General features: G+C 60.2%; 25 protein-coding genes and 1 pseudogene. 14 read left to right on the top strand and 12 right to left on the bottom strand.

Going from position 1 to position 20,884, the window contains the following annotated elements:
• The 3 genes from LAC81_RS20745 to LAC81_RS20735 are packed head-to-tail and all read left to right on the top strand — an operon-like array spanning nucleotide 1 to nucleotide 3,103.
• Entirely contained in the window at nucleotides 1-1,050 is a 1,050-nt protein-coding gene (locus tag LAC81_RS20745; RefSeq protein ID WP_223729119.1) for an ABC transporter ATP-binding protein, read from the top strand.
• Entirely contained in the window at nucleotides 1,047-2,264 is a 1,218-nt protein-coding gene (locus tag LAC81_RS20740; protein ID WP_223729118.1) for a CaiB/BaiF CoA transferase family protein, read from the top strand. The genes LAC81_RS20745 and LAC81_RS20740 overlap by 4 nt, the downstream gene beginning before the upstream one ends.
• Complete coding sequence (locus LAC81_RS20735; RefSeq protein WP_223729117.1) at nucleotides 2,261-3,103, top strand: HpcH/HpaI aldolase/citrate lyase family protein; 843 nt, start codon at nucleotides 2,261-2,263, stop codon at nucleotides 3,101-3,103. Before LAC81_RS20740 ends, LAC81_RS20735 begins: the two co-directional genes overlap by 4 nt.
• A 493-nt stretch (nucleotides 3,104-3,596) precedes the next feature.
• On the opposite strand, the gene LAC81_RS20730 is transcribed toward LAC81_RS20735, so the two are convergent.
• Complete coding sequence (locus tag LAC81_RS20730) at nucleotides 3,597-3,851, bottom strand: hypothetical protein (RefSeq protein WP_223729116.1); 255 nt, start codon at nucleotides 3,849-3,851, stop codon at nucleotides 3,597-3,599.
• A 162-nt stretch (nucleotides 3,852-4,013) separates the two neighbouring features.
• On the opposite strand from LAC81_RS20730, the gene LAC81_RS20725 reads away from it, so the two are divergent.
• Nucleotides 4,014-4,202 (top strand): hypothetical protein, encoded by a 189-nt coding sequence (locus LAC81_RS20725; protein ID WP_223729115.1) that lies wholly within the window; start codon nucleotides 4,014-4,016, stop codon nucleotides 4,200-4,202.
• Nucleotides 4,203-4,311: 109 nt separating this feature from the next.
• Here LAC81_RS20725 and LAC81_RS20720 read toward each other — a convergent pair whose 3' ends face one another.
• The 3 genes from LAC81_RS20720 to LAC81_RS20710 all read right to left on the bottom strand — a co-directional run bounded on the left by LAC81_RS20720 (nucleotide 4,312) and on the right by LAC81_RS20710 (nucleotide 7,318).
• Nucleotides 4,312-5,295, bottom strand: a complete 984-nt coding sequence (locus LAC81_RS20720) for a L,D-transpeptidase family protein (protein ID WP_419195844.1) — start codon at nucleotides 5,293-5,295, stop codon at nucleotides 4,312-4,314.
• A 183-nt stretch (nucleotides 5,296-5,478) separates the two neighbouring features.
• Entirely contained in the window at nucleotides 5,479-5,748 is a 270-nt protein-coding gene (locus LAC81_RS20715) for a hypothetical protein (protein WP_113538226.1), read from the bottom strand.
• 454 nt (nucleotides 5,749-6,202) lie between these two features.
• A complete protein-coding gene (locus LAC81_RS20710) occupies nucleotides 6,203-7,318 on the bottom strand; it encodes a hypothetical protein (RefSeq protein ID WP_223729113.1) in 1,116 nt (371 codons plus the stop codon).
• A gap of 753 nt (nucleotides 7,319-8,071) precedes the next feature.
• Here LAC81_RS20710 and LAC81_RS20705 point away from each other — a divergent pair.
• On the top strand, nucleotides 8,072-9,124 hold the full coding sequence (locus LAC81_RS20705) for a PAS domain S-box protein (protein ID WP_223729112.1): 1,053 nt from the start codon (nucleotides 8,072-8,074) through the stop codon (nucleotides 9,122-9,124).
• A gap of 19 nt (nucleotides 9,125-9,143) precedes the next feature.
• On the opposite strand, the gene LAC81_RS20700 is transcribed toward LAC81_RS20705, so the two are convergent.
• From LAC81_RS20700 to LAC81_RS20670, 7 genes are all read right to left on the bottom strand, one after another.
• Entirely contained in the window at nucleotides 9,144-9,368 is a 225-nt protein-coding gene (locus LAC81_RS20700) for a hypothetical protein (protein ID WP_223729111.1), read from the bottom strand.
• A gap of 194 nt (nucleotides 9,369-9,562) precedes the next feature.
• Nucleotides 9,563-9,775: a hypothetical protein gene (locus tag LAC81_RS20695; RefSeq protein ID WP_223729110.1), complete on the bottom strand. Its 213-nt coding sequence runs from the start codon at nucleotides 9,773-9,775 to the stop codon at nucleotides 9,563-9,565.
• A gap of 59 nt (nucleotides 9,776-9,834) precedes the next feature.
• Nucleotides 9,835-10,134, bottom strand: a complete 300-nt coding sequence (locus LAC81_RS20690) for a hypothetical protein (protein WP_223729109.1) — start codon at nucleotides 10,132-10,134, stop codon at nucleotides 9,835-9,837.
• A 104-nt stretch (nucleotides 10,135-10,238) separates the two neighbouring features.
• The gene (locus LAC81_RS20685) at nucleotides 10,239-10,439 is read right to left on the bottom strand and encodes a hypothetical protein (RefSeq protein ID WP_223729108.1); all 201 of its coding nucleotides are present in this window, start codon (nucleotides 10,437-10,439) and stop codon (nucleotides 10,239-10,241) included.
• Between the two features lie 222 nt (nucleotides 10,440-10,661).
• The gene (locus tag LAC81_RS20680) at nucleotides 10,662-11,690 is read right to left on the bottom strand and encodes a DNA topoisomerase IB (protein ID WP_223729107.1); all 1,029 of its coding nucleotides are present in this window, start codon (nucleotides 11,688-11,690) and stop codon (nucleotides 10,662-10,664) included.
• Nucleotides 11,691-11,846: a DUF3309 family protein gene (locus LAC81_RS20675; protein ID WP_223729106.1), complete on the bottom strand. Its 156-nt coding sequence runs from the start codon at nucleotides 11,844-11,846 to the stop codon at nucleotides 11,691-11,693.
• A gap of 38 nt (nucleotides 11,847-11,884) precedes the next feature.
• Nucleotides 11,885-12,169 (bottom strand): DUF1236 domain-containing protein, encoded by a 285-nt coding sequence (locus LAC81_RS20670; RefSeq protein WP_223729105.1) that lies wholly within the window; start codon nucleotides 12,167-12,169, stop codon nucleotides 11,885-11,887.
• Between the two features lie 294 nt (nucleotides 12,170-12,463).
• On the opposite strand from LAC81_RS20670, the gene LAC81_RS20665 reads away from it, so the two are divergent.
• From LAC81_RS20665 to LAC81_RS20625, 9 genes and pseudogenes are all read left to right on the top strand, one after another.
• Nucleotides 12,464-12,700, top strand: a complete 237-nt coding sequence (locus LAC81_RS20665; protein WP_223729104.1) for a hypothetical protein — start codon at nucleotides 12,464-12,466, stop codon at nucleotides 12,698-12,700.
• A gap of 406 nt (nucleotides 12,701-13,106) precedes the next feature.
• Nucleotides 13,107-13,898 carry a helix-turn-helix transcriptional regulator gene (locus LAC81_RS20660; protein WP_223729103.1) on the top strand — a complete coding sequence of 264 codons (792 nt, stop codon included), beginning with the start codon at nucleotides 13,107-13,109 and terminating at the stop codon, nucleotides 13,896-13,898.
• Between the two features lie 608 nt (nucleotides 13,899-14,506).
• Entirely contained in the window at nucleotides 14,507-14,995 is a 489-nt protein-coding gene (locus LAC81_RS20655; RefSeq protein WP_223729102.1) for a hypothetical protein, read from the top strand.
• Nucleotides 14,992-15,225 (top strand): hypothetical protein, encoded by a 234-nt coding sequence (locus LAC81_RS38540; RefSeq protein ID WP_419196087.1) that lies wholly within the window; start codon nucleotides 14,992-14,994, stop codon nucleotides 15,223-15,225. Before LAC81_RS20655 ends, LAC81_RS38540 begins: the two co-directional genes overlap by 4 nt.
• A 264-nt stretch (nucleotides 15,226-15,489) precedes the next feature.
• Entirely contained in the window at nucleotides 15,490-16,068 is a 579-nt protein-coding gene (locus LAC81_RS20645) for an adenylyl-sulfate kinase (RefSeq protein WP_223729101.1), read from the top strand.
• Between the two features lie 53 nt (nucleotides 16,069-16,121).
• Nucleotides 16,122-17,378: pseudogene (locus tag LAC81_RS20640) on the top strand (cation:proton antiporter).
• A 64-nt stretch (nucleotides 17,379-17,442) separates the two neighbouring features.
• Complete coding sequence (locus tag LAC81_RS20635; protein ID WP_223729100.1) at nucleotides 17,443-18,552, top strand: PqqD family peptide modification chaperone; 1,110 nt, start codon at nucleotides 17,443-17,445, stop codon at nucleotides 18,550-18,552.
• Nucleotides 18,543-19,544 (top strand): nucleotidyltransferase family protein, encoded by a 1,002-nt coding sequence (locus LAC81_RS20630; RefSeq protein WP_223729099.1) that lies wholly within the window; start codon nucleotides 18,543-18,545, stop codon nucleotides 19,542-19,544. Before LAC81_RS20635 ends, LAC81_RS20630 begins: the two co-directional genes overlap by 10 nt.
• 94 nt (nucleotides 19,545-19,638) lie before the next feature.
• On the top strand, nucleotides 19,639-19,944 hold the full coding sequence (locus LAC81_RS20625) for a hypothetical protein (RefSeq protein WP_223729098.1): 306 nt from the start codon (nucleotides 19,639-19,641) through the stop codon (nucleotides 19,942-19,944).
• A 177-nt stretch (nucleotides 19,945-20,121) separates the two neighbouring features.
• On the opposite strand, the gene LAC81_RS20620 is transcribed toward LAC81_RS20625, so the two are convergent.
• A complete protein-coding gene (locus LAC81_RS20620) occupies nucleotides 20,122-20,364 on the bottom strand; it encodes a hypothetical protein (RefSeq protein WP_223729097.1) in 243 nt (80 codons plus the stop codon).
• Nucleotides 20,365-20,884 lie beyond the last annotated feature (520 nt).

Raw genomic sequence — 20,884 nt, 5'->3', positions numbered from 1 at the left:
ATGTCCGAGATAGAGCTCAGAAGCGTCGGCAAGAGCTACGGCAGCGTGGCCGTGCTCAACGACATCTCGCTGGAAATGGGCGATGGCGAATTCGTCGTGCTCGTCGGCCCTTCGGGCTGCGGCAAGTCCACGCTGTTGCGGATGATCGCCGGGCTGGAGGATATTTCAGCCGGCGAGATCACCATCGGTGGCAAGGTCGTCAACGACATGCCGGCGAAAGAGCGTGACATCGCCATGGTCTTCCAGTCCTACGCACTCTATCCGCACATGAAGGTCGCGGAAAACATGAGCTTCGCGCTGAAGCTCGCCGGCGCGCCGAAGGCGGAGATCCAGAAGCGTGTGACCGAGGCGGCAGAGATCCTCGGTCTCGAAAAGCTGCTGGACCGCCTGCCGCGGGAACTCTCCGGCGGCCAGCGTCAGCGTGTTGCCATGGGTCGCGCCATCGTGCGCGATCCGCGAGCCTTCCTCTTCGACGAGCCGCTTTCGAACCTCGATGCCAAGCTGCGCGTGAAGATGCGTAGCGAAATCAAGAAGCTGCACCAGCGACTGCGCCGGACGATGGTCTACGTCACCCACGACCAGACCGAGGCCATGACCATGGCCGACAAGATCGTGGTGATGAACGGCGGGAAGATCGAGCAGGCGGGCGCGCCGCTGGAACTCTACAACGACCCCGCCAATCTCTTCGTCGCCGGCTTCATCGGCTCGCCGGAGATCAACCTCATCGAGGCGATTGCCGAGGGCGAGAAGGGCCTGACCCGCGGCGGTGTGTCCCTGCCGCTCGGCCGGCAGTTGCAGGCGGGCAAGCGGGTTGTCTGCGGCATCCGCCCGCAGCACATCACGCTCGGTACATCGGGCGTGCCGGGCCGCATCAGCCTCGTCGAGCCAACCGGCGAGGACCAGGAGATCGTCGTCGATATGGGCGGCCAGGATATCTCGGTCGTCGTTCACGGCGGCAAGCTGCTTACGGCTGGCCGGGACGTGATGCTGACGATCGATGCCGACAAAGTTCTGCTCTTCGACAAGGACACCGGGGAGCGTATCAGATGAGCGGGTTTGCCAAGCGCCAGTTCGACGCCTCTGCCAAGGGGCCGCTTGTTGGTACACGTGTTCTGGATCTCTCACGCCTTGTCGCCGGCAACATGCTGTCGCTGCAGCTCGCCGATGCCGGTGCCGACGTCATCAAAATCGAACCGCCGGCCGGTGATCCGCTTCGGGACTGGAAGGACGACGGCCACTCGCTCTATTGGAAGACCTACAGCCGCAACAAGCGCTCCGTCGTTCTGAACCTGAGGCAAGAGGCGGCGATGACGGCGCTCTGGGCGCTGATCGATACGGCCGATGTCTTCATCGAGAATTTTCGGCCGGGAACGCTGGAGCGCATGGGGCTCTCGCCGGAAGCGCTGCATGCCCGAAACCCCAACCTGATCATTGTGCGCATCTCGGGTTTCGGTCAGACAGGTCCCTATGCGCAGTTCCCCGGCTTCGGCACGATCGTCGAAGGCATGAGCGGATTTGCCTATCGCACCGGGTTCCCCGACCGCGAGCCCGTGCTGCCGCCGCTGGCGCTCGCCGACATGATCGCAGGCGTATACGGCAGTTCGGCCACTGTGACGGCGCTGCTCGCGCGTGATCGCGGCTACGCAAAAGGGCAGGTGGTCGACCTTTCTCTGCTGGAGCCCATGTTTTCCGTACTCGGCCCCGAGGCGGCGATCTACCAGACGACCGGCAAGATCAAGGAGCGCGTTGGGAGTGCCTCCAACACGGCCGCGCCGCGCAACGTCTACCGCTGCCGCGACGGCAAATACGTGGCGCTATCAGGCTCGACGCCCCAGGTCGCAAGGCGGATTTTCGAGATCATCGGCCGCGCAGACATGAACCAGGATCCGCGCTTCGCAACCAACTCCGAACGCGTCAGAAACCGGGACCTGGTCGACGAGGCCGTGGGCGGCTGGTTTGCCCGGCACGGTCATGACGAGGCGTTGAAGATCATGCGCGATGCCGGTGCGACGGTTGGGCCGATATACAACATTGCAGATGCTGCGTCCGACCCGCATTTCGCCGAACGCGAGATCATCGTCGATGTGGAGGATGCCGAGTTCGGCAGCTTGCCGATGCACAACATCGTACCACGGCTTTCCGAGACGCCGGGCGTCTGGCGCAGGCCCGCGCCGACGCTTGGAGAGCACACGGCTGAAGTCCTTGCTGAAGCCGGGCTGGATGAAGGCGCAATCGACCTCGTTCTGGCAGGAGAGGCGGCATGAGGCTGCGGTCTCTTCTCTATGTGCCGGCCTCGTCCGAACGCTTCATCGCCAAGGCGCATGAGCGGGGTGCAGACGCGATCGTCCTCGATCTCGAAGATTCCGTCGCCCACAGTGAAAAGCAGGCAGCACGCGCAGGACTTCCGCAGTCCGTATCCATGGCGGGACGAGGTGGCGCCAAGGTGTTCGTGCGCGTCAATGCCGAGCCAGAGCTGCAAAAGTCGGATGCCGAGGCCGCTTGCCGCGCCGGTGCCTTCGGCCTGTTCATTGCCAAGGCAAGTTCGCCGGAGCAGGTGCGCGAGCTCGCCGAACACATGGGAGCGACCGAGCGCGAACTCGGGCGCGACCCGCTCGCCTTCGTCGCGTTGTTGGAGGATGCCGGCGCGGTGTTGGACGCAAGACCGATTGCCGCCTGCAAGCGCGTGCTGGGCCTCGTGGCTGGTGGCGAGGATATCGCCACCAGCATGGGGGCTGAGCCGCTGCCTGAGGTTCTGCGTCTGCCGAAGTTGCTCGTGCATCTCGCGGCCAAGGCGGAGGGCAAGTTGTCGTTCGGGACGCTCACGACCGTTGCAGACTACCAGCAGCGCGACGCCCTTGAAGCCGCAGCCCGCGAAGCGAGCCGCCACGGCTTTGACGGCGCAACCTGCATTCATCCCTCTGCCGTGCCGATCATGAATGCTGCATTCTCGCCGAGTGAAGAAAAGGTCGCCTGGGCGCGCACCGTGCTCGACGCGGCGGCAGGTGCTGCGGCCGAGGGCAAGGGCGCCTTCCTGGTCGGTGACCGGATGGTGGATGCGCCGATTGTCGAGCGCGCCCGCCGCATCTTGCAGAAGATCGACTAGATCGCCCTTTCATTCAAATCACGACGCGAAAGGCCAGCGTTTCTTACGCCACAAGGTGGCCGGGCACCGCCAGCGTAATGTTGCGGCAACGAAACCCGAATACCCGCCCTCAGGCGGAAGATCGTGGATGCATATGTCGACCACAGCCGCGAGGAGATCGCCTACTATGCGGCACTGAACAGCACGGTTCTTGGATGTGGGCCTCCGGCAATCATGCTTCTTCACGTCAATCGCATCAATGCCGCGGTCATCGATCGGCTGCTGGCGATCTTGAAAGCGAGGGATACCGCTTCTTCTCTCTGGATGAGGCTCAGATGCGCCGTGCCTATGATCGATCCCCTGAATTTGCCGCCAAACACGGGCCTATGTGGGGCTGTCGGTGGGCCGGGGAACGCGGCATCAAGGTGGATGGCAGCAAGGAACAGGAGCCACCGGCCTGGGTGTCAAGCTACACGGAAAGCGGCGAAACACCCTAGCCGACAGCTTCTCTGGATTACATGGCGTCCTTACCCTTCATGGCATTCTCCATGTGGGTCTTGCACTTCGCCGTATCCTTTGCCGTCATGGCTTCCTTGGCCATGGCCAGCTCCTTGGTGGCCATCGCCTTCTTGGTTGCGTCGGTAATGGAGTTCACATCGGTTTCCAGTTTTGTCATGCCGGCCTGATCGCAGGCCATGTCCGTCTGGGCCATGGCGGCGCCGGTGAGAGAAGAGGCCATGACGGCCGCAATCAGAAGTCTATTGAACATTGCATCTGTCTCCTGTTTCGGGGGTATTTCGCGCCCCAAACCAGCGGGCGAAAACTACGTTCCCTTGAAGGCAACAAATGCCGCCGGCGCCCTGTATTTCAGCGCCTCGGGCGGAACCAAACCGATCTCCCAACGTTACTCGAGTGCAAGGGGAGGCACAGGATGAAACACGCCGATATCCGAACAGTCGACAACTCCCAGGCCAGGCACATCTGGGACGTTTCGGACTATTGCCGGCGCACCGGCATTCACAAGGCCGAAGAGCAGCGCCTCATCAAGGTGCTCGGCAGATACGCAACGAGCCATGAGCTCCAGATGAACATCGTGCGCGCGCACACGCGCATACGCTGATTGCGCGACACGAACTCACGGCAGACACGGTCGAACCGCCCGTTCGGGCGGCTTGCATCCTCTCATCTATTCATTCGCAGGCGTGTCGTTGCGGTCCCGCTCGGTGGGACTAGTCTACGAACTTGACGATCACGCCGGGTTTGACCATCCCTGCCAATTCCTCCGCGTCCCAGTTCGTCAGGCGAACGCAGCCGTGCGATCCGGATTTGTCGATCATCGATGGCTCCGGCGTGCCGTGGATACCGTAGGTTGGCTTCGATAGATCGATCCAGACGCTGCCAACAGGGCCGTTCGGGCCGCCGGGCAAGGTCAGGGTCTTGCGGTTGTCGCCCTGCCGGAAGTTGATCTTCGGATTGTAGACGTAGGGAGGCATGCGAGCGACGCCCTTGACCTTGTGCGTCCCGGAGGGCGAGGGGGTCTCCCGGCTACCGATTGTGGCCGGATAGGCGGCGATCAGATTTCCGTCCCCGGCAAAGGCCATGAGTTGGCCCGAGCGCCGATGGGCTTCAATGCGTTTGACCGTGCCTTGCCTCGGCGCCCCGGGGATCACGACGGACACCGTGTCGCCGACCGAAAACGTCGAGGCGGCATTGAGCGCCTTGAGGAGATCTATGTCCATGTGAAAGCGCTCGGCGAGCTTCTCCGCGACACTCGTAAATCCGAGCTGATCCATTCTCGCCTGTTCGGAATAGTCTTCAGGGATCGTGGCCACGAGCCCCTTGGTGTCTGCTTCGGAAACGAGGTAGGGCTGCACCGCGAGCGCCTCGTCTGGAAGGCGCCTGATGACATCGGGATCGAGTTTGCCGTCTGTGGGTAGACCCTGCATGGCCTCGAAGGCTGCAATCGCCTTGCGAACGTTCTCACCGTCAAAACCGTCTATCACGCCCGGTGATGCACCCGCGCGGTCGAGGAGAACTTGAAGCCTAACGATGGCGGGATCGGGTTGGTCCGAAGCGCCCGCTTTCGGTGCCAACGAAGTGGGTGCGATCGAAGCAGTGTTGATCGCATCTGGCTGAAGGGCTTGGGCTATGGCCAGACCGGCGGGAAACAGCATCAACAGCGCTGTCGGCAGGATCATTTTTTTCATGACCACCCAATCGCCTGCGCGCCGGATTTGTTCCCGCCCAATCACATATTGCGCCAGTCGGGTTCAAGTCCTGGCAAGCCGAGACGATTCCGATTGAGGTCATGGCAACTTGTTGCGCCGGCCCTTGGCCGGCGCGGAAACATTTGCCCCGCAAATCGCAGGTCTCACGCTCCCTGCGATGGGGTGGAGCTAGTTGAGTACACGCATCGGTGCGCCGCGCCGGGGGAAGGACGTCGCCTCGGAACGCGCTCGCTCCAGCAACATGGCGTTTTCAAACAGGGTGCCCTCGTCGCAGATGCCGCCACGAAGCTGATCGTTTAGATAACGAACCAGCCGTCCTGCACGCAGACTGTTGGGCGGGATGTTCTGCCACAGGCAGACGCGGTCGAATGTTCGCTGGAGCATTTCAAGCTCGGTTGAATTCCATTGGCCGTTGATATCATTGACTGCCCGCTGCATTGAACCCTCCCTGGAGGCCGCGATTTCCGGCCCATCTTCCAGTTGACGCTCTCAGTTTCGCGCGGGACATCGCCGATATCGGCCTCGACCCGCGAACCTTCTTGGGGGAGACAGGCTTTAATCGCCAACCTCCCATGCAGTCATTCCCGGCCGTCGCCTCTCGGGCCACGACCGGCCGAGCAATTTATACCTCTTCATAGAATAAAGCCAGTGACGGTGGGTTGCTCTTCGCTAGCCCCTCCATCGAATGTTCTTGTGACGAAGCAGCAAGAAAGCGTCGCTTTGGTCGATGCCGCATCAATGTTGCAGGCGCTGACGAATACCGATTGCGTATACATTTCCGGTGCCTCGCTGCTGGAATATTCAGCCGAGCCCAGACTGACCAGTGACGGAATTGCCCCATGGAGTTCGGCACAGCGGTCGAACTCGGAGCAAGCGGGGGCGCAGTGCCAGATTAACTGAAGGTACCGGCGATCAGGCGGCACCAATGTTCGCCGGCAAGGCCGTTGAAGAAGCCTTGTCCTTCCCGGCATACTTGGATGATGGCCGGATCACGGGAGTGGAGTACGGTTGAGTAGACATGAACAAACGCAATCCGGCGTCCGAGCATGGCTTCCATCAGTACTGGCTGCGTCCGGCCCCTGAGGCCCGGAAGGTTGCGTTTGGCGGCGTGACCGACCAGGCAGTCGATAACCGGTCCGGCCTGGCCGGGCAGCGCCAGCACCTGCAGGACCCGCCCGATTTCTCCGGCTCTAGCGTAATAGGCGAAGGCACCGACGAGTGTGCCGGTGCGTGCCGTGACCAACGCGTAGACAAGCGTGCCGTGTTCGGGCTTTTGCTCCGCATCGCCGAGAATGTAGTCGAGTTGTCCTTCAGCCCAGTCGGGGCGCAGCGGGAACTGTCCGATGAAGAGATCGACCACGGCGGCAAAGCCGTTGCGATCGGTTTCCTGAGCTGTGAAGCCGGCCTGGCTTGTGCCGGCGGTTGACACGGCGGACCAGCGTTGTTCGCCCGGCGCCATCCGCTTGCGGTAAGCGCCGTCGACGGCACGTGCAATGGGCGCTGCGAGCCGCGCCGGCTTGATGCGGTTCGACGCAACGCTCAGGCTGAAGGATGCGGGCTGGATGACGCGCACCCAATCGAGACTGTATTGCGGCAGGACGACACCCCGAAGGCGCGTCCACATCTGGGCCGAGACGTCGCTTGCGGTCTCGCTGAAAGAGAGATCCTGCGGGCCGGCGAGAAAGGCCTTGAGGATGCGCGCCCCGGCCAAGGGATCGTTCTCGTGATCCTCGACCATCAGCGAGCCGCAGATGGCTGCCCGCAACCGGCGGCCATTCAGGACCATGGGCAGTACGTTGACGCCGACGAAGCCGGAGATGGCGCCCTTGTCGTTGACGTGCACGAGCGGGCGTATCTCGTGATCGCAGCCGGGGGCGTCGAGGTAGAGCTGCTGCATGTAATCGGCAAGTGCCGTCGGTGGTCGGCCCTGGTCATTACGGAATACCCGCTGGAACATGCCTGCAATCGCCGGAATGTCCGCACGTTCAAGCGAACGGATTTCGCTCATCTTCACTCGCTTCTAACCGCAAAAAGAAAAAACTATGAAATATATAGGCCGGTTCGCTACCGGACGCGCCGCATATGGTTTGGGTATGTAAGGCTATTGACCCGAATTAGGCGTTGCCGCCCTGCACACGCTCTCTTCAAGCAAGAGCGATAGAGCTTCTCATTGTTGGGGCAATGGCACCTGTGCCAATGGCACCCTGTCAGTTGCCTTTCGTCTTTATTGCACCTGCGCGTGCAGGTTCACGTGCTCCCATTGATACATTCGCGAGGCCATTTGGTGCTATGGCACAAATGGTCCCGAAGTCACCAATACCGAGGGACCGCAACTGCGTATAGTTGCATTAGGATATTCTGAGATTTGAGTGCGCGCCAAGTAGGTAAGACCTTTGCCAAGCCCCATAGGACTAAGGTCCTATTTGAAAAATGCGGACCCAGGAAGAATGCACTGCCCAACGGACTGCGGCAAGCCTTCTGTCGAGAATGAGGGCCGAGGGCTGCATGGCGCCTACTAAGCGGCCGGGTTGCCAAGAGTCCGTTAGCAGCCGGTCATTGTTGGGCGCGCGGGTTTGCTCCTAAGAAAGGCGGCTGCCCGACGCCGCTCGATAGAAGATCGCAGTTCGCGCTGATGCGCGTGAACTCCATGAAAGTACGCACTGAACTCCCATCAGCGGAACAATTTGGGAGTTTGGGACGTAGTAGCTGGGCCAGGCAATACGACCCACAAAGAATGTCCGGCCGGAAGCGAGCAGAACCGATGCCGTCACGCCTATTTGATGAGGACGCTGTCGCCGACGATGTCCTTCGGGCGCGTTTCGCTGCGATGGTGGAATCGTCTTTCGATGCTATTGTCAGCAAGGATCTGGACGGCACGGTCCGCACCTGGAACGTGACGGCGGAGCGCCTCTTCGGCTACCTTGCCGATGAGATGATGGGGCAGCCTATCCTCACGATTATCCCGCCGCACCTTCACGAAGAAGAGATGAAACTGCTCGAGCGCCTCAGGCGAGGGGAGCGGATCGAGCCGTTCGAGACGGTGCGCCAACGCAAGGACGGAAGCTACGTTACCGTTTCGCTGACCGTCTCGCCTATCCGCAACGGTGCAGGCAAGATCGTCGGGGCATCAATGGTTGCGCGCGACATCACATCGACCAAAGAAAAGGAACGACGCATCCGCCTTCTCCTGCGCGAGGTCAACCACCGGGTCAGGAACCAGTACGCCATTATCCTTGCAATGATCAGGCAGAGCCGCAGCGAGGCTTCCAATGCCGCCACGTTCCAGAAGCGTATCGAGGAACGCATCTGGGCCCTGGCGGCCTCTCACGATCTAATTGCCTCTGCCGACTGGAAAGGCGCCGATCTCGGAGACCTTGTAGAGACACAGATGGCGCCGTTTCACCCGGGCGACATATGCCAGGCCGGAGGGCCCTGTCTGGCGCTGGTGCCGGTCGCAATCGAGAACCTTGGCATGGCGATCCACGAACTGGCGCTGAACTCGTTGCGCGGTGGCGTGCTGAAAGAGGGAGCCGGGGCGATCTCCGTGCGGTGGACCCTTGCCGAACGCGGACCCATCCGGGGCTTCTCGATTACCTGGGAAGAGCGCGTTCTGCCGGGAGCCGAAGGTCCAAGCATTCCTCAATCCGGGTTCGGCGCGGTCGTGCTGAGGCGTAGCGCGGCGCAGGCGCTGAGCTCGACGGTCGACGTCGCCTGCGGCGATGGAATGCTACGGTGGCGGCTGGCAGGACCGGCGGATCGCTTCCTGGAGCCCTATCATCCGGCCGGCGCACCGGCGGCGACCGAAGAGCCATAGCACGCTGCGGTTCTTGCAATCACCGGTGCGCTTTCATGTATCTGTCGAGGTCGCTGCGGGCCGGCCCGATGCGCGCGAAGATCTCCCGCGCGTCCAGCGGCGTCAAACCATACATCGCGATAAATTCCGCAAGATCGTAGTGCCCGTGATAAACCGCCTCCGTCGGATTGATGATCCGGGCCCGCCCTCGTGTGGCAGGTTCGCGCGGTTTGTTCCCGTAGGAAGCGGGCTGGTGCTGTGCCATCTCGATCTCCTGATGCCATGTTATGTTTCGCAGGCCACGCCGATCCGCGGTGTACTGCGTAAGCGTACCCAAGTGCCCGAAGCGCATTTTGTTCCCTGTCGGAACTGACGCCATTGGCACCTAATCGCTGCCAGTGAGCTTGGACTGATCTCCATCGCCAGCGATTGCAAGCACGCGGCTACAGTTCGATGAGATCAATCGATTTTGCCCATCAAGGCCGTGCCGAGACTGCCCATGGCGAATGAGGCGCCAAAGGCGAAAACCTGCATGGCAAGCGCGACAGGCTCGATGGCGCCGCTGTGGCCTAGTATCTCGGGATTTTGAGCTGCAATCACCAGAGCGGTGAATGCTCCTATCAGGAAACCTGACGACAGATGCCAAATAAGAAAACGCAATAGCCTGGGCATTTCCTCCTCCATGGAAGAGCGGTGAGGGCCTTCGGCAACAGGTCGTTGCAATCGGCTGTTCAGGAGCCGACCGCTTCGCGGTTCACGCGTTCCTCAAGCATCACCAGGTAAGTTTGCAGGCGAAGAAGCTTCTTCCGTTTGTCGGCAACGAGCGCCTTGATCACGTTTGCACGGTTCATGCCGGGGGTTGAGCCAACAACTTCACACGCATCCGCAAGGATGTCGTCGATCTCGTGCTCGAGTTCTCTCGTCATTTGCCGCAACGTTGCCAATTGGCCTTCGAGCGGATGATTGTCCGTAGCAGAAAGGCTATGAGGCGAGTTGTATGGATCCTCACGCGCTGCCGTTTCCTTACGCATCACCGTGCACTCCTCCGTCAACCAAACCGGCTAGCGCGCCAGTGGTTCCCGGTATTTGATTCACCGGACCAGCGCGCAGTTGGCATGCTGCTGGGCTTCATTGTTTAGCCGGCCATCAGCTTGAGAGCCTCCGGATCGCGGACGCCCGATCGGAACAGAACGATGATGCGCGCCGCAAGTGTTTCCGCCCGCGTGTCCGTGGGCGAGACGTTCTTCTCTCTCAACAGTTGGTTAAGCACGTCCTGCAGCATCGCCATTTCCTGCGGGCGTATCGCTGCGTTTCTATCTTGCCCGTTGGTGTGCATCGGTTTCTCCTGGAGAAAAGCGTCCTCCAACGCGCACTCCGTGATTTTGTTCCACTCCGGATAACGGGTATCGAAGGGCGGGCCAGGACGGGGAGCTGTCGGCCGTCAGGCGACGCCGCGTCCCGGTCGCGGGGGGCGTTGCGTTGAGGATTCCCGTTTCATGCAACGTTGCCTAGCCAACGGTTGGGCGCCAACGAAGGGATGCATGTAGCCGTCTCGGCCTTATCGAGGAGGCTTTGGCCAGCGTCTTTTGAGAAAGCGGGCAAGCTCGGCTTCGTCGGCGCGAAGCCCCTTCGGCGCCTTTACCTTATGGCTGTTACGCGGAATTGCTCCCCCCGGTTGGGAAAGGGCGAGAATGGCCGGATGGACATAGCTCTTGCGGCAAACGGCGGGCGTATTGTGAAGGACGTCCGCCGCCGCTTCGCACATTTGCTTGACTGTCGGGCGCAGGCCTTCCTGCAGGGCTGCTCGCGCGACCGCAAAGGCGGCGACGCTTCCTGCCCAGGTTCTGAAGGTCTTGGCCGAAATCGGCGCGCCGGAAATATCGGCAAGGTAACGGTTGAATCGGCCGGACTCGATCGGCTGCGCCTTACCGTCAGGCCCAACCGACACGAAGAGCTGACGTCCGGGAAGCTCGGCAATCTCTTCCAGCATCCGTTGCAGTCGGGGACTGCGCAGCCGCCTGCGGATCCGCTGCCCGCCCTTGCCCTTGAAGTTCAGTTCGATACGGTCGTCGCGGATGCTGAGATGTCGTTTGAGAAGCGTGGCGGCGCCGTAGCTGCCGTTCTGTTGGACGTAGCTCGGATTCCCGATACGAAGAGGCGCCTGGTCCAGCAGGGCAGCGAGTGTCGCGAGAACTGTGGTGGGGTCGTTTATCGGTCCATTCATGTGTCTGCGCACAATTCGACGCATCCTTGGCAGCACTTTGGCAAAGGCTTGAAGCTGCTCGAACTTGGCGATACTTCGCAAGTTCTGCCACGCCTCGTGGTAGCGATATTGTTTTCGCCCGCGCGAATCGTAGCCTGTCGCCTGAAGGTGGCCGTTCTTGTTCAGGCAGATCCAGACCCGCTCATAGGCTGGGGGCAATCCGAGCGCTTCGATGCGCGCGATGATCCTAGGATCCTTCAATATGGCGCCGTTCGGACGGCGATAGCAAAAGCCACCGTGTACACGCTGCCGGCTGTAGCCCGGTTCTTTGTCTGAAACGTAGACAAGGTCGGGCTCAGCCAGTGCGTTCCGGTCTGTTTCCAATCAGATCCGCCCCATCAACAAGAGGATCAAAAGTACGACGACCAGAACGCCCAAGAGGCCGGATGGCCCGTAGCCCCAATTCGAAGAATAGGGCCATGCGGGAATTGCGCCGACCAGCAGCAGGATTAGGATGATCAGCAGTACGGTTCCAAGCATCTTACTGTCCTTCCGCTAATTGTGTTTTGAGCTGAGGATCACTTCAGGACCTCGATGACCTCGCGGGTCTGCGGATTGATCAACACTCTCTGGTCGTTGAGAACCACGTAGCCGTAGGTAGGTTGATCCGGGATGGTGTGGACCTCGACGCTATCTGGAAGGCGCGTGCCCACAACGATGTCGCCCTGGTAGACGATGGAAGGGCCGCTCTGCTCAAGGACATAGGTCTTGACTTCACCGGGCACGACGACGGTTGTCTGCGCCATAGCGATACCGCCGAAGGACAGGCCCGCGAATACACTTGCCAGGATGATTTTTTTCATGATGAAGCCTCCTAACTTGTGGGGGCATAACCGACGATTGCGAGAATGGTTCCGAAATGCAGGATCGGGCGCCGGGCGCGTGGTAGAGTCCCCGACCTGTGCCACATCACCGAAGCCATAATGGCACCGCGGTGATTCTGTTAGAGGTTCCGGCCGGGCTGCGTATCGGGCGGAAATGTCTCGCTTTTCCGAACACGAAACATAGTTTTTATTCGACGGATTGCGGGCAAGGCTGTCAACTTCGTCGGAACCCGCGTCGTTCCTCAGAGTTTACTTTGTCGAACAGGAGGAACAATGGTGAAAACGATCGAGACCAATGTCGTCGGCGGTGCCGAACGCGATTTCGAGTGTCAGTTGGCAATGAGCGATCAATTCCGGATTCTGACGGAGTTTGCCGAGCATGCTGGTTGGTCCTGGGACGAAATAGCCGTGGCCTTGCTCGAATTGACCGATGAGTATGTCGCGGCGATGCGCACGCCCTCACCACCCGCCATGACGAAATTCGCTCCGAAAAGCAATACGCGGCACTGAACTCGCCATACTTGCTTGCAAACGAGCTTTCATAACGGCACGCGCCAACGGTAATCGCGTCGCGAGCCTTGGATGGAACGGCTGGCAAACCAGCGCATAGTACTTACGTACGAGGACTGATACCTATTTCAAAGCAGCCGACACCAGAGGCGTACTTCCTTTTTCATCCGCAACACCCTAATTTGATCGTATTCCGCAGCCGCCCTTTGTGGTAGTCTCTAATGTATTGATTGCTGTAGTGTAAGCGTGTTTTCGACGATTTTTAGCGGAGAGTCTCCGTAAAGTTAATGCGTCGGTAAGCTCTCCAAGTATTTACCGAAGTAGTTTTCGGGTCTGGTAGCGCAACCCTGAGGGAATTGTCGCTGCGCATGGCCTGAATATTTACTGGTCGGGGAGTAATGTAATTATGATCTTAAAAAAATCGAATGGAAAGCAATTGTCTAGCGATACCGTGCAATTGTCCGGCGAACATTTCGAAACTGCCGGGGTGCCCCAAGAGGCATCAGCACAGCAGGAACACTTGCTGGTTATCATCGATGGTCGTGCGCTTGACCGGCAATGCTTGGCACAAAGCATCGTCGCCCACAAGGCGGAGATCCGAGTGCTGGCCCTTGGATCGATCGAGGAATGGCGACAGCGACACAGTCATTGGCCAAAACTATCTGCGATCCTCTTGAACATCGGCGGCAGAAAGGCATCTGAACCAACCGTCGCCGAAGAAATTCGCAGATTGTCGTCGGAATTCGAGCCGGCGCCGGTCATTGTCCTGGCAGACACGGAAGAGCTTGGCCCAATCATGAAGGCGCTTGAATGTGGCGCGAAGGGCTACATCCCTTCCTCCGTCAGCGTTGATGTGTGCATTGAGGCTGTCTACCTTGCCTTGGCCGGCGGCATTTTCGTGCCGGCCAGCAGTGTATTCGCCATGCGTCAGTTGCTGGAGACAAGCAATACGGCCGCGCGGCCGCTTGCCGGCATGTTCACGGCTCGCCAGGCGGAAGTGGTTGAAGCTCTGCGACGTGGAAAGGCCAACAAGATCATCGCGTATGAACTCAACCTGCGTGAAAGCACCGTCAAGGTTCATATCCGCAATATCATGAAGAAGATCAAGGCAACGAACAGAACCGAAGTTGCCTACAAGATAAACGATCTCTTCCCCGGTGATCCTTCGGCAGACGGCTTCAGCCAACGACAGCGCTGAAGAGATGTGTGGTGGGGTGTCAAGCTTCGCAGGAGACCAAAACGAAAGTCTATGGTCTCCTGCGTTTAGAGTTGCCGCAACGCGGGTCCGGAAGCACATCGCTTGCATAAGCAAAGGCTTCCGTCTACTATAGGCGTATATGTAATTCTGCGCGTGCGGGTAAGGATGCAGACGGTATCCAACCGGCGCTGAATGCGAAAAACGCACTGGAAATGCAGGCAATATTCACCTGCAGTGCGGCAGCATATTAAAAATTCCCTTTCAATATCATTCTTAGATCAGTCTGGCTCACACCCTGCCGTGAGCCGTCGGCGGTTGCGAAAATCTGCGCCTGCAAGCGATCTCTTCCCGGAAGGCAATGCCCGCCCAAAGCATCCTGCTTGATAGAACCGTGCGCTTTTGTCGACCAAGCGACCTTTGCTTCAAATCTCACTTCTCCTGCTGATTGCGTCGATCTGGTTTCCGGGCGCTCCACGGATTGCCGGCGCGGTCGATGCCATACGGGCGCTCTTCACTGTTGCCAACAGCCGAAACACCGCTCCGAACGCAGTCCTCGGCTGCGACATCGGTATGCGGCCGGTCAATCCCTATCCGATCGTTCCTCGCAATTGCCCAGCGTTCATTTCGTCGGCGGGCGCGTCAATGGTGAAGTGCCGCTTCAGTCGGACTGGGCGAACACCTACGCAAACAGTGCCGGCCTGCTCGTCAAAGAGGGAACGACGCGGCCAACAATCGAAGGTGTGCGGGCGTGCCGGTGCTGGGATGGCATCCGTCTCACAGCCCAGGCGAACGGCTTCCTCCTCAAAGGCTGCTGGCTGAGCGAGATCCGGGACGGTGCGGTGGAGGATGACTACCTGCGCGGGGGTACCATCGAGGATTGCCTGTTTGATGGCTGCTTCTCGGGAATAAGTCTCGACCCTGGTTCGAATGATCGTGACTGGAGCGACCAAGTCGTTGCGATTGAACGCTCCTTGATCCGGATGCAGGCCTTCCTGGCCAAGCCGTGGCTCTTGCCCTGCAGGCGCTATGACCTCGCGGTCATGAGAGGATTCAGCTGGAGGTCCTGGAATGAACCTATGCCGACGGCCTCTTGGTGAACCCAATCGTCGGGCATACCAAGCGCGACGATTTTCTGCCGCATGTGATCCTCGACGGCTATCAGGCGATGCTGGACTACGGCATCTACCCCGCCGGAAAGGTAGTGCTGGCGAGCTTCACCACCTGTCCGCGATTTGCCGGCCCCGTGAGGCGGTGTTTACCGCGATATGCCGCAAGAACATGGGTTGCAGCCATATCATGTCGGGCGCGATCATTCCGGTGTCGGTGACTTCTACAGCGTCAAGGCGAACTCGGTGACATCGGCATCGAGCCAATCTTCTTCGGTGCCGTCGGCTACGACACCAGTCCGAACGCTATGTCGACCTGAGCGCCTGGGAACGGCCAGCCCGATCAGCGGGACGGAAATCCGACGCGCCTCAGGGCCGGCGAAGCGCTACCGATTGGATGATGCGCTCCGAGGTACAAGACGTCGTTCGGGCCGAGTTGATGATGAAACGTGCACTGTTCCAGGCAAGACAGGGGAGGACAGACCATGCAGGGAAGGACACATCTACAGTCCGGGACGCGCCACCATCGCGTTTCGATACAGGCTGGAACAGTACTGTGGCTGCTTGGCCCCACGTCGGCGGGCAAGACGACGCTTGCGACGCGTGTCGTCGCCGATCTGAGGACGGCCGGGATTCCCGCCATCGTCTTCGATGGCGACGAAGTCCGGGGCTTCTTTGGCACGCAGCTTGGCTTTGGTCCGGAAAGCCGGCTGCAAGTCGTTTCCATTCTCGCGCATCTGGCGAACAAGGCGGCGGAGGCCGGCCTTCATGTGGTCGTCGCCGCACTGACAGCCGGCGAGGATGCCCGTGCCTATGTGCGCAAGAACGTCATAAACCTGACGACCGGTTACGTTGCCAGCTCGATCCAAGGCTGCGCGGAAAGAGATCCAAAGGGGCTTTACGGCACGGTTTTACGCGGCGAGATCGATACCCTCATCGGCTACAACAGCACCTACCGGCCACCGGCAAACCCCGACTTCATCCTTGACACGGGAATCTATTCGCTTGACGAACTCGCAGCCCGTGTCGTTGCCACCTACACCCGGATTGACGGACGTGCGTAACATCCGTAGCCGCAGGGTCGCTGCCCGGTCTCGCCGATTTTCGAGGCTGCGTCATGAGCGATTCCGAAACCGCCCAGTTCTTCCTGTCGCTGGTACTGCTGCTCATTGCGGCGCTGGCCGGCGGTCAGTTGTTCGAACGGTTGAAGATGCCGCGGGTCATCGGCGAGATCGCCGGTGGCATCGTCCTTGGCCCATCGGTGCTCGGCGCGATTTCGCCCGAGGCACATCAGTCGCTGTTTGCTGCCTTCCCGGCGCAGGCCGCCCTCTTGAAAGCCTTCTATTGGTTCGGCCTCGTTCTTTTGATGTTCACGGCGGGCTTCAAGGTTCAGGCAGCAGGAGGCGGGGCTGCGGGCCGGATCGTACTGGCGTTGGTGGTCGGTGCGCTGATGATCCCGTTCGCGCTCGGTTATGCGAGTGCCTCTTTTTTTGCCGACACCTAGCTTGGCGATCCCTTCGCGTTCAAACTGGTGATGGGCATCGCCGCCGCCGTCACGTCGATCCCGGTCATCTCGCGCTTGTTTCTCGATCTGGGCCTGATGGGGACACCCTTCGCGCTCAACGTTATCGGTGCGGCGACGATACAGGATCTCATCCTCTGGACGATCCTTGCCGTCGCCACTGCTGTCCAGCATGGCGAGGCGGCAAGCGCTGCCGGCATCGGCCGCGTGGTCGCCATCACGCTCGGTTTTGTGCTCGCCTCGCTGTTTTTCGCGCCTACAGTCGTCAGGGCGCTTCGGCGATGGATCATCGGCAAATTCAGCGAGGCGCCCTTCACCGGCTACACCATGCTGCTGTGTCTGATCTTCGTCGCCGGGGCGAGCCTTTTGAACGTGAACATCGTTTTCGCAGCGCTCGTTGCCGGTCTCGTCATGGCGCGGTTTCCTTCGCGGCATCTCGCTCCGGTCAAACAGCACATCGCCGATATCGCGATCTGGTTCTTTGTGCCGATCTACTTCGCGCTCGTGGGGCAACGGCTCAATCTCGCACAGGAGTTCGATGTCGGGCTGACAGTTCTGTTCATCGGCATGACCACGACCATCAAGCTTGTGAGTTGTACGCTGGCCGCAAGAGCCGCCGACTGCGACTGGGCGAGGGCGCTCGACTACGGCATCTCCATGAACACGCGAGGCGGTCCGGGCATCGTGCTCGCCAGCGTGGCGCTCACGGCTGGCATCATCGACGGCCGCATGTTCACGGCCCTTGTACTTGCCTCGATCCTGACCTCGTTCGCCACAGGCCCGTGGCTGTGTTGGCGGCTCGTGCGCAATCCCAAGGTCTTTGCCGGATTGGCAGGAACGCCGGCCGAGTAAGAGTGCGTGGCCGCCGGCGCCGCGCAATAGGGAGGGGTATACGGCGGTGGGAGCTTATTTAGGAATGCGCGGCGACGGTACGTCCCCGCGTTTCGTCACTCAGGCGCGACTTGTGCGGATCAGGGGGCAGAATATTCTATTCAGTGCGTCGCAGCACGCGATCTTTACCCTGAACGACACGGCCGCTGACATCTGGCGCCTGTTGGAGCAGGGAAAGCAGGCGGAAGCCGGCGCGCATGCCAGACTCAACGCCCGGGATGTGCATGGACAAGTCGAAGCGGCGATAAAGGACTGGCAGCGCCTGGGCTTGATCCGGCCGCGCATCTCACCGCTCGACAGTTCCGCTCAAGGGCATGTGAGCCAGATGCTGAGCGTTGCCGGGCGCCGTATCAGTATCCTCTATCCGATCGCTCACGCCTTTCCGACGATGGCCATCTTCAGGCATCTCGAAATCGGGGAGGGCACTCCCGACATCGTGTTCCAGTTCGTGGAGCAGGGTGACCGGCTCCATTTGTTTCGCAATGGCGACTGGCTGCTGGCGTCGGCTCCGGACGAAATGGCGACAATATTGAAAGGGGAAATGCTGAGCGATATCCTCGGCTCCGGCACTTACGAACTGGCTCTTCATGCGGCCGCGCTGTTGAAAAATGAGCGCCTTGTCCTTCTCTGCGGCGACCCGGGGGCGGGCAAGACGACCTTGACGCTGGCGTTGGCCCATGCCGGGTTCGGCTTCGCATCGGATGACGTAACACTGCTGAAAGCCGACGGGCGCTGTGTCGGTCTTCCGTTCGCGCCCGCGGTCAAATCGGGCGCATGGCCCTTGCTCGCGGAGCGCTTCCCCGACCTCGATGCAACGCCGATCTTCCGCCGTCCGGACAAGCGTCGTGTGCGCTACCCCGTACCAAGGATGGCCAACGCGGCGACCGCAAAAGCGTGGCAGGTAGGCTCTGTCGTCCTCCTCCATCGGGATCGCGTCGCGAAGCCGAGCCTGGACAAGATCGACCCGGTGGATGTTCTGCGGGGCCTGCTTGGTGGGGCGTTTGCGCCTGGCGGTGAGTTGGGCGACACCAGCTTCGATGTGCTCGCTGGCGTCATAGGGTCGGTGAAAGCCTACCGTCTGACCTATTCCGACCTGGATGAGGCAGTCGCGCTGATTGAGCGGGCATGCGCATGAAGTCCGCCAAAAACCCACTCGACGCCCTGATCACGGGGCTACACGGCCGCGTCGCTGACCGGCTGGACTGGCCGGCGGTGATGGCACTGGCGAACCAAACGTTGCTCACGCCTGCCCTGTTTGCATCACTCGAACAGGCCGGTGCCATTGAGCACGTTCCGAATGACGTACGGGAGTACCTCCACTTCATTCGCGACTGCAATCGAGAACGCAACATGCGCCTGCGGTCGCAGCTGAACGAAGCCATCGCCGCTCTGAACGCTATGGGCGTTGCTCCGGTTCTCTTGAAGGGGGCGATTCCATTGTTTCTTTCCCAAACCGTTCCGGACCGAATAACCAGCGACATCGACCTGGCTGTTGCAGCGCGCGACGAACCGTTGGCTCAAGCCTGTCTGGAAGAGCTGGGCTATGTCTGCCTCTCCGACGGTCGCGGGATGGTGCGCGACCAGGACGTGGGGGTGCTGGAGTTGCGACCGTATCGTGCGGATGGCTTTGGACGCCCGAAGCTCGTGCAGCGGGGTGAGCTCCTGGTGAAAATCGCTTCTCCACAGTCGCGTGCCCTGCACTGGATCGTGCACGACCTCCTCAAGGAAGGGGACTACTGGCGCGGAAGGATTGACCTCAGGCATCTGTATGATCTGGCGCAACTGGCCGAGAGCGAACCCGTCGACTGGGCTGCGCTTCGTGGGGCGCTTCAGGGCAAAAGCGCACGCAATGCCATCGAGACGCAGTTGTTGACCCTGAACCGCTTCTTCGGGACGAGCATTCCGCTTGGCTTTGGCGCGAGCCCGACGATCAGGTTCCAACATTGGAGACGTGTCTTTGCCTCAAGTCATCCAATCCTCGGTGCGCCCTTGCGCCTGGCCGGCAACCTGTACTGGGGCGCAAGGCGGTTTTCACGCGTCCACGACCTGGCCCGACGGGATCCAATCCATCTGGCCCGCAGAATAACGACGGTTCTCCTGAACAAAGATCTTCGCTCGAAGATTTAAAGTATTTATGCGCCTAAATCGTCGATTGAATTCTAATGTACGAAATGATAAAATCTTCTAACAGTCAAAGTCCGCGCAAAAAAAAGGAAGTGTCATGTCGATAGATACTCACAAAGGCGTAGACAAATCGCCAGAAAGACTTAATACGGAAGCGGAAGCGCGCCGGAATTTTCTCATGAAGGCGGGAAAATTTGCTGCCGTAACCCCTCCGGCCATCACATTGTTGCTTGGCACCAGCCTGAGTTCGCGCGCCATTGCCAAATCCAGTGGATCTCACCCGAAATACAACCCGAAGCCGGGAAACGGGTGGGGCGACAAAAACCACGTTCACTACGGACCGCCGGGGCAGCTGAAGAAATTCGTGAACCTGGAGCTCGATTTTTGGAAACACAAAAAATGATCCCCAATGAGAGAGGGCGTCCGCGTTAGGACGCAGGCATGTCGTTAAAGCAAAGCCGGCAGAAATGCCGGCTTCTTGCTTTTAAAGCTCTGGAAAAAAACAAAGCCGGCGCCCTGTCTGTCAGGGCACCGGCTTTTGTCATCATTGCTTGGGCAAGCAGCACGCGGGGCAGTTCATTCAGACAAGCAGGCCTGACCAGTTGTCGTCGTGGAGCTGTTCGGCACGCACGCCGAACAATGTCAGGGGGTCCGTACTGCTGAGGTTGGCGACCACGTTCGCGCCTTGGATCGCTGCCACCTGGCGGAACTCGCTGCCGCTGTCGATGCCGAACGCCCGCAGATTGAGGAGATCGCCCGTTGCAGCGCCGGCGCGGAAGTTCAGGATCGTGTCGTTGCCGTCGCCGACCTGGAAAACGAACAAATTGTTGTTCTTGCCGCCGACCAGCGTATCTGCCGCGTCCGCCCGTTAGCGTTGCATTGCTTCCAAGTCCCCAGAGATAGTCGTCGCCTGTGGTGCCGTTCAGCACATAGCCGCATTGGCGATGGTCGGCACACGGCCTGCCGTTGCGATGAAGAAGGAGTCCGTGAGGGAACTGGTCGTGGTCGTCCCGTTGAACTCGTGACGGTGTAGAACTCGATTAGCATGCGCTGATCGGTGATCGTCAAAAGGCTGGCGCCGACATTGTGGACATCGCGGCCCGCGCCGCCGAGACCGGTTGTCGTGTAGGGGAGCTGCAGTCCGTCTCCATTATCGTCCCGGATTTCTCGGTAGTAGTTGTGTTCGTGGCCGGCAAAGACTGCATTACGCCCCGGGGCCGCATAGACGTTGTCGCCGACGGTGAGGGACAAAATCGACATTCCGGCCATGAATGAGTGCGGCGACGGCCTTTTCGCCATTGAGGCTCCTCAAGCGCCGCCAGCATCAACACGACCGGTGGCTT

Origin of the sequence: Ensifer adhaerens, assembly GCF_020035535.1 — a bacterium.
Taxonomy (GTDB): Bacteria; Pseudomonadota; Alphaproteobacteria; order Rhizobiales; family Rhizobiaceae; genus Ensifer.
Note: the sequence above shows the minus strand (reverse complement) of the source record. Positions and strands in the feature narration are given on the sequence as shown.

Coding starts and splice junctions, on each gene's coding strand:
- LAC81_RS20745 (WP_223729119.1), top strand. CDS start 1: ATGTCCGAGATAGAGCTCAGAAGCGTCGGCAAGAGCTACGGCAGCGTG.
- LAC81_RS20740 (WP_223729118.1), top strand. CDS start 1,047: ATGAGCGGGTTTGCCAAGCGCCAGTTCGACGCCTCTGCCAAGGGGCCG.
- LAC81_RS20735 (WP_223729117.1), top strand. CDS start 2,261: ATGAGGCTGCGGTCTCTTCTCTATGTGCCGGCCTCGTCCGAACGCTTC.
- LAC81_RS20730 (WP_223729116.1), bottom strand. CDS start 3,851: ATGTTCAATAGACTTCTGATTGCGGCCGTCATGGCCTCTTCTCTCACC.
- LAC81_RS20725 (WP_223729115.1), top strand. CDS start 4,014: ATGAAACACGCCGATATCCGAACAGTCGACAACTCCCAGGCCAGGCAC.
- LAC81_RS20715 (WP_113538226.1), bottom strand. CDS start 5,748: ATGCAGCGGGCAGTCAATGATATCAACGGCCAATGGAATTCAACCGAG.
- LAC81_RS20710 (WP_223729113.1), bottom strand. CDS start 7,318: ATGAGCGAAATCCGTTCGCTTGAACGTGCGGACATTCCGGCGATTGCA.
- LAC81_RS20705 (WP_223729112.1), top strand. CDS start 8,072: ATGCCGTCACGCCTATTTGATGAGGACGCTGTCGCCGACGATGTCCTT.
- LAC81_RS20700 (WP_223729111.1), bottom strand. CDS start 9,368: ATGGCACAGCACCAGCCCGCTTCCTACGGGAACAAACCGCGCGAACCT.
- LAC81_RS20695 (WP_223729110.1), bottom strand. CDS start 9,775: ATGCCCAGGCTATTGCGTTTTCTTATTTGGCATCTGTCGTCAGGTTTC.
- LAC81_RS20690 (WP_223729109.1), bottom strand. CDS start 10,134: ATGCGTAAGGAAACGGCAGCGCGTGAGGATCCATACAACTCGCCTCAT.
- LAC81_RS20685 (WP_223729108.1), bottom strand. CDS start 10,439: ATGCACACCAACGGGCAAGATAGAAACGCAGCGATACGCCCGCAGGAA.
- LAC81_RS20675 (WP_223729106.1), bottom strand. CDS start 11,846: ATGCTTGGAACCGTACTGCTGATCATCCTAATCCTGCTGCTGGTCGGC.
- LAC81_RS20670 (WP_223729105.1), bottom strand. CDS start 12,169: ATGAAAAAAATCATCCTGGCAAGTGTATTCGCGGGCCTGTCCTTCGGC.
- LAC81_RS20665 (WP_223729104.1), top strand. CDS start 12,464: ATGGTGAAAACGATCGAGACCAATGTCGTCGGCGGTGCCGAACGCGAT.
- LAC81_RS20660 (WP_223729103.1), top strand. CDS start 13,107: ATGATCTTAAAAAAATCGAATGGAAAGCAATTGTCTAGCGATACCGTG.
- LAC81_RS20645 (WP_223729101.1), top strand. CDS start 15,490: ATGCAGGGAAGGACACATCTACAGTCCGGGACGCGCCACCATCGCGTT.
- LAC81_RS20635 (WP_223729100.1), top strand. CDS start 17,443: ATGCGCGGCGACGGTACGTCCCCGCGTTTCGTCACTCAGGCGCGACTT.
- LAC81_RS20630 (WP_223729099.1), top strand. CDS start 18,543: ATGCGCATGAAGTCCGCCAAAAACCCACTCGACGCCCTGATCACGGGG.
- LAC81_RS20625 (WP_223729098.1), top strand. CDS start 19,639: ATGTCGATAGATACTCACAAAGGCGTAGACAAATCGCCAGAAAGACTT.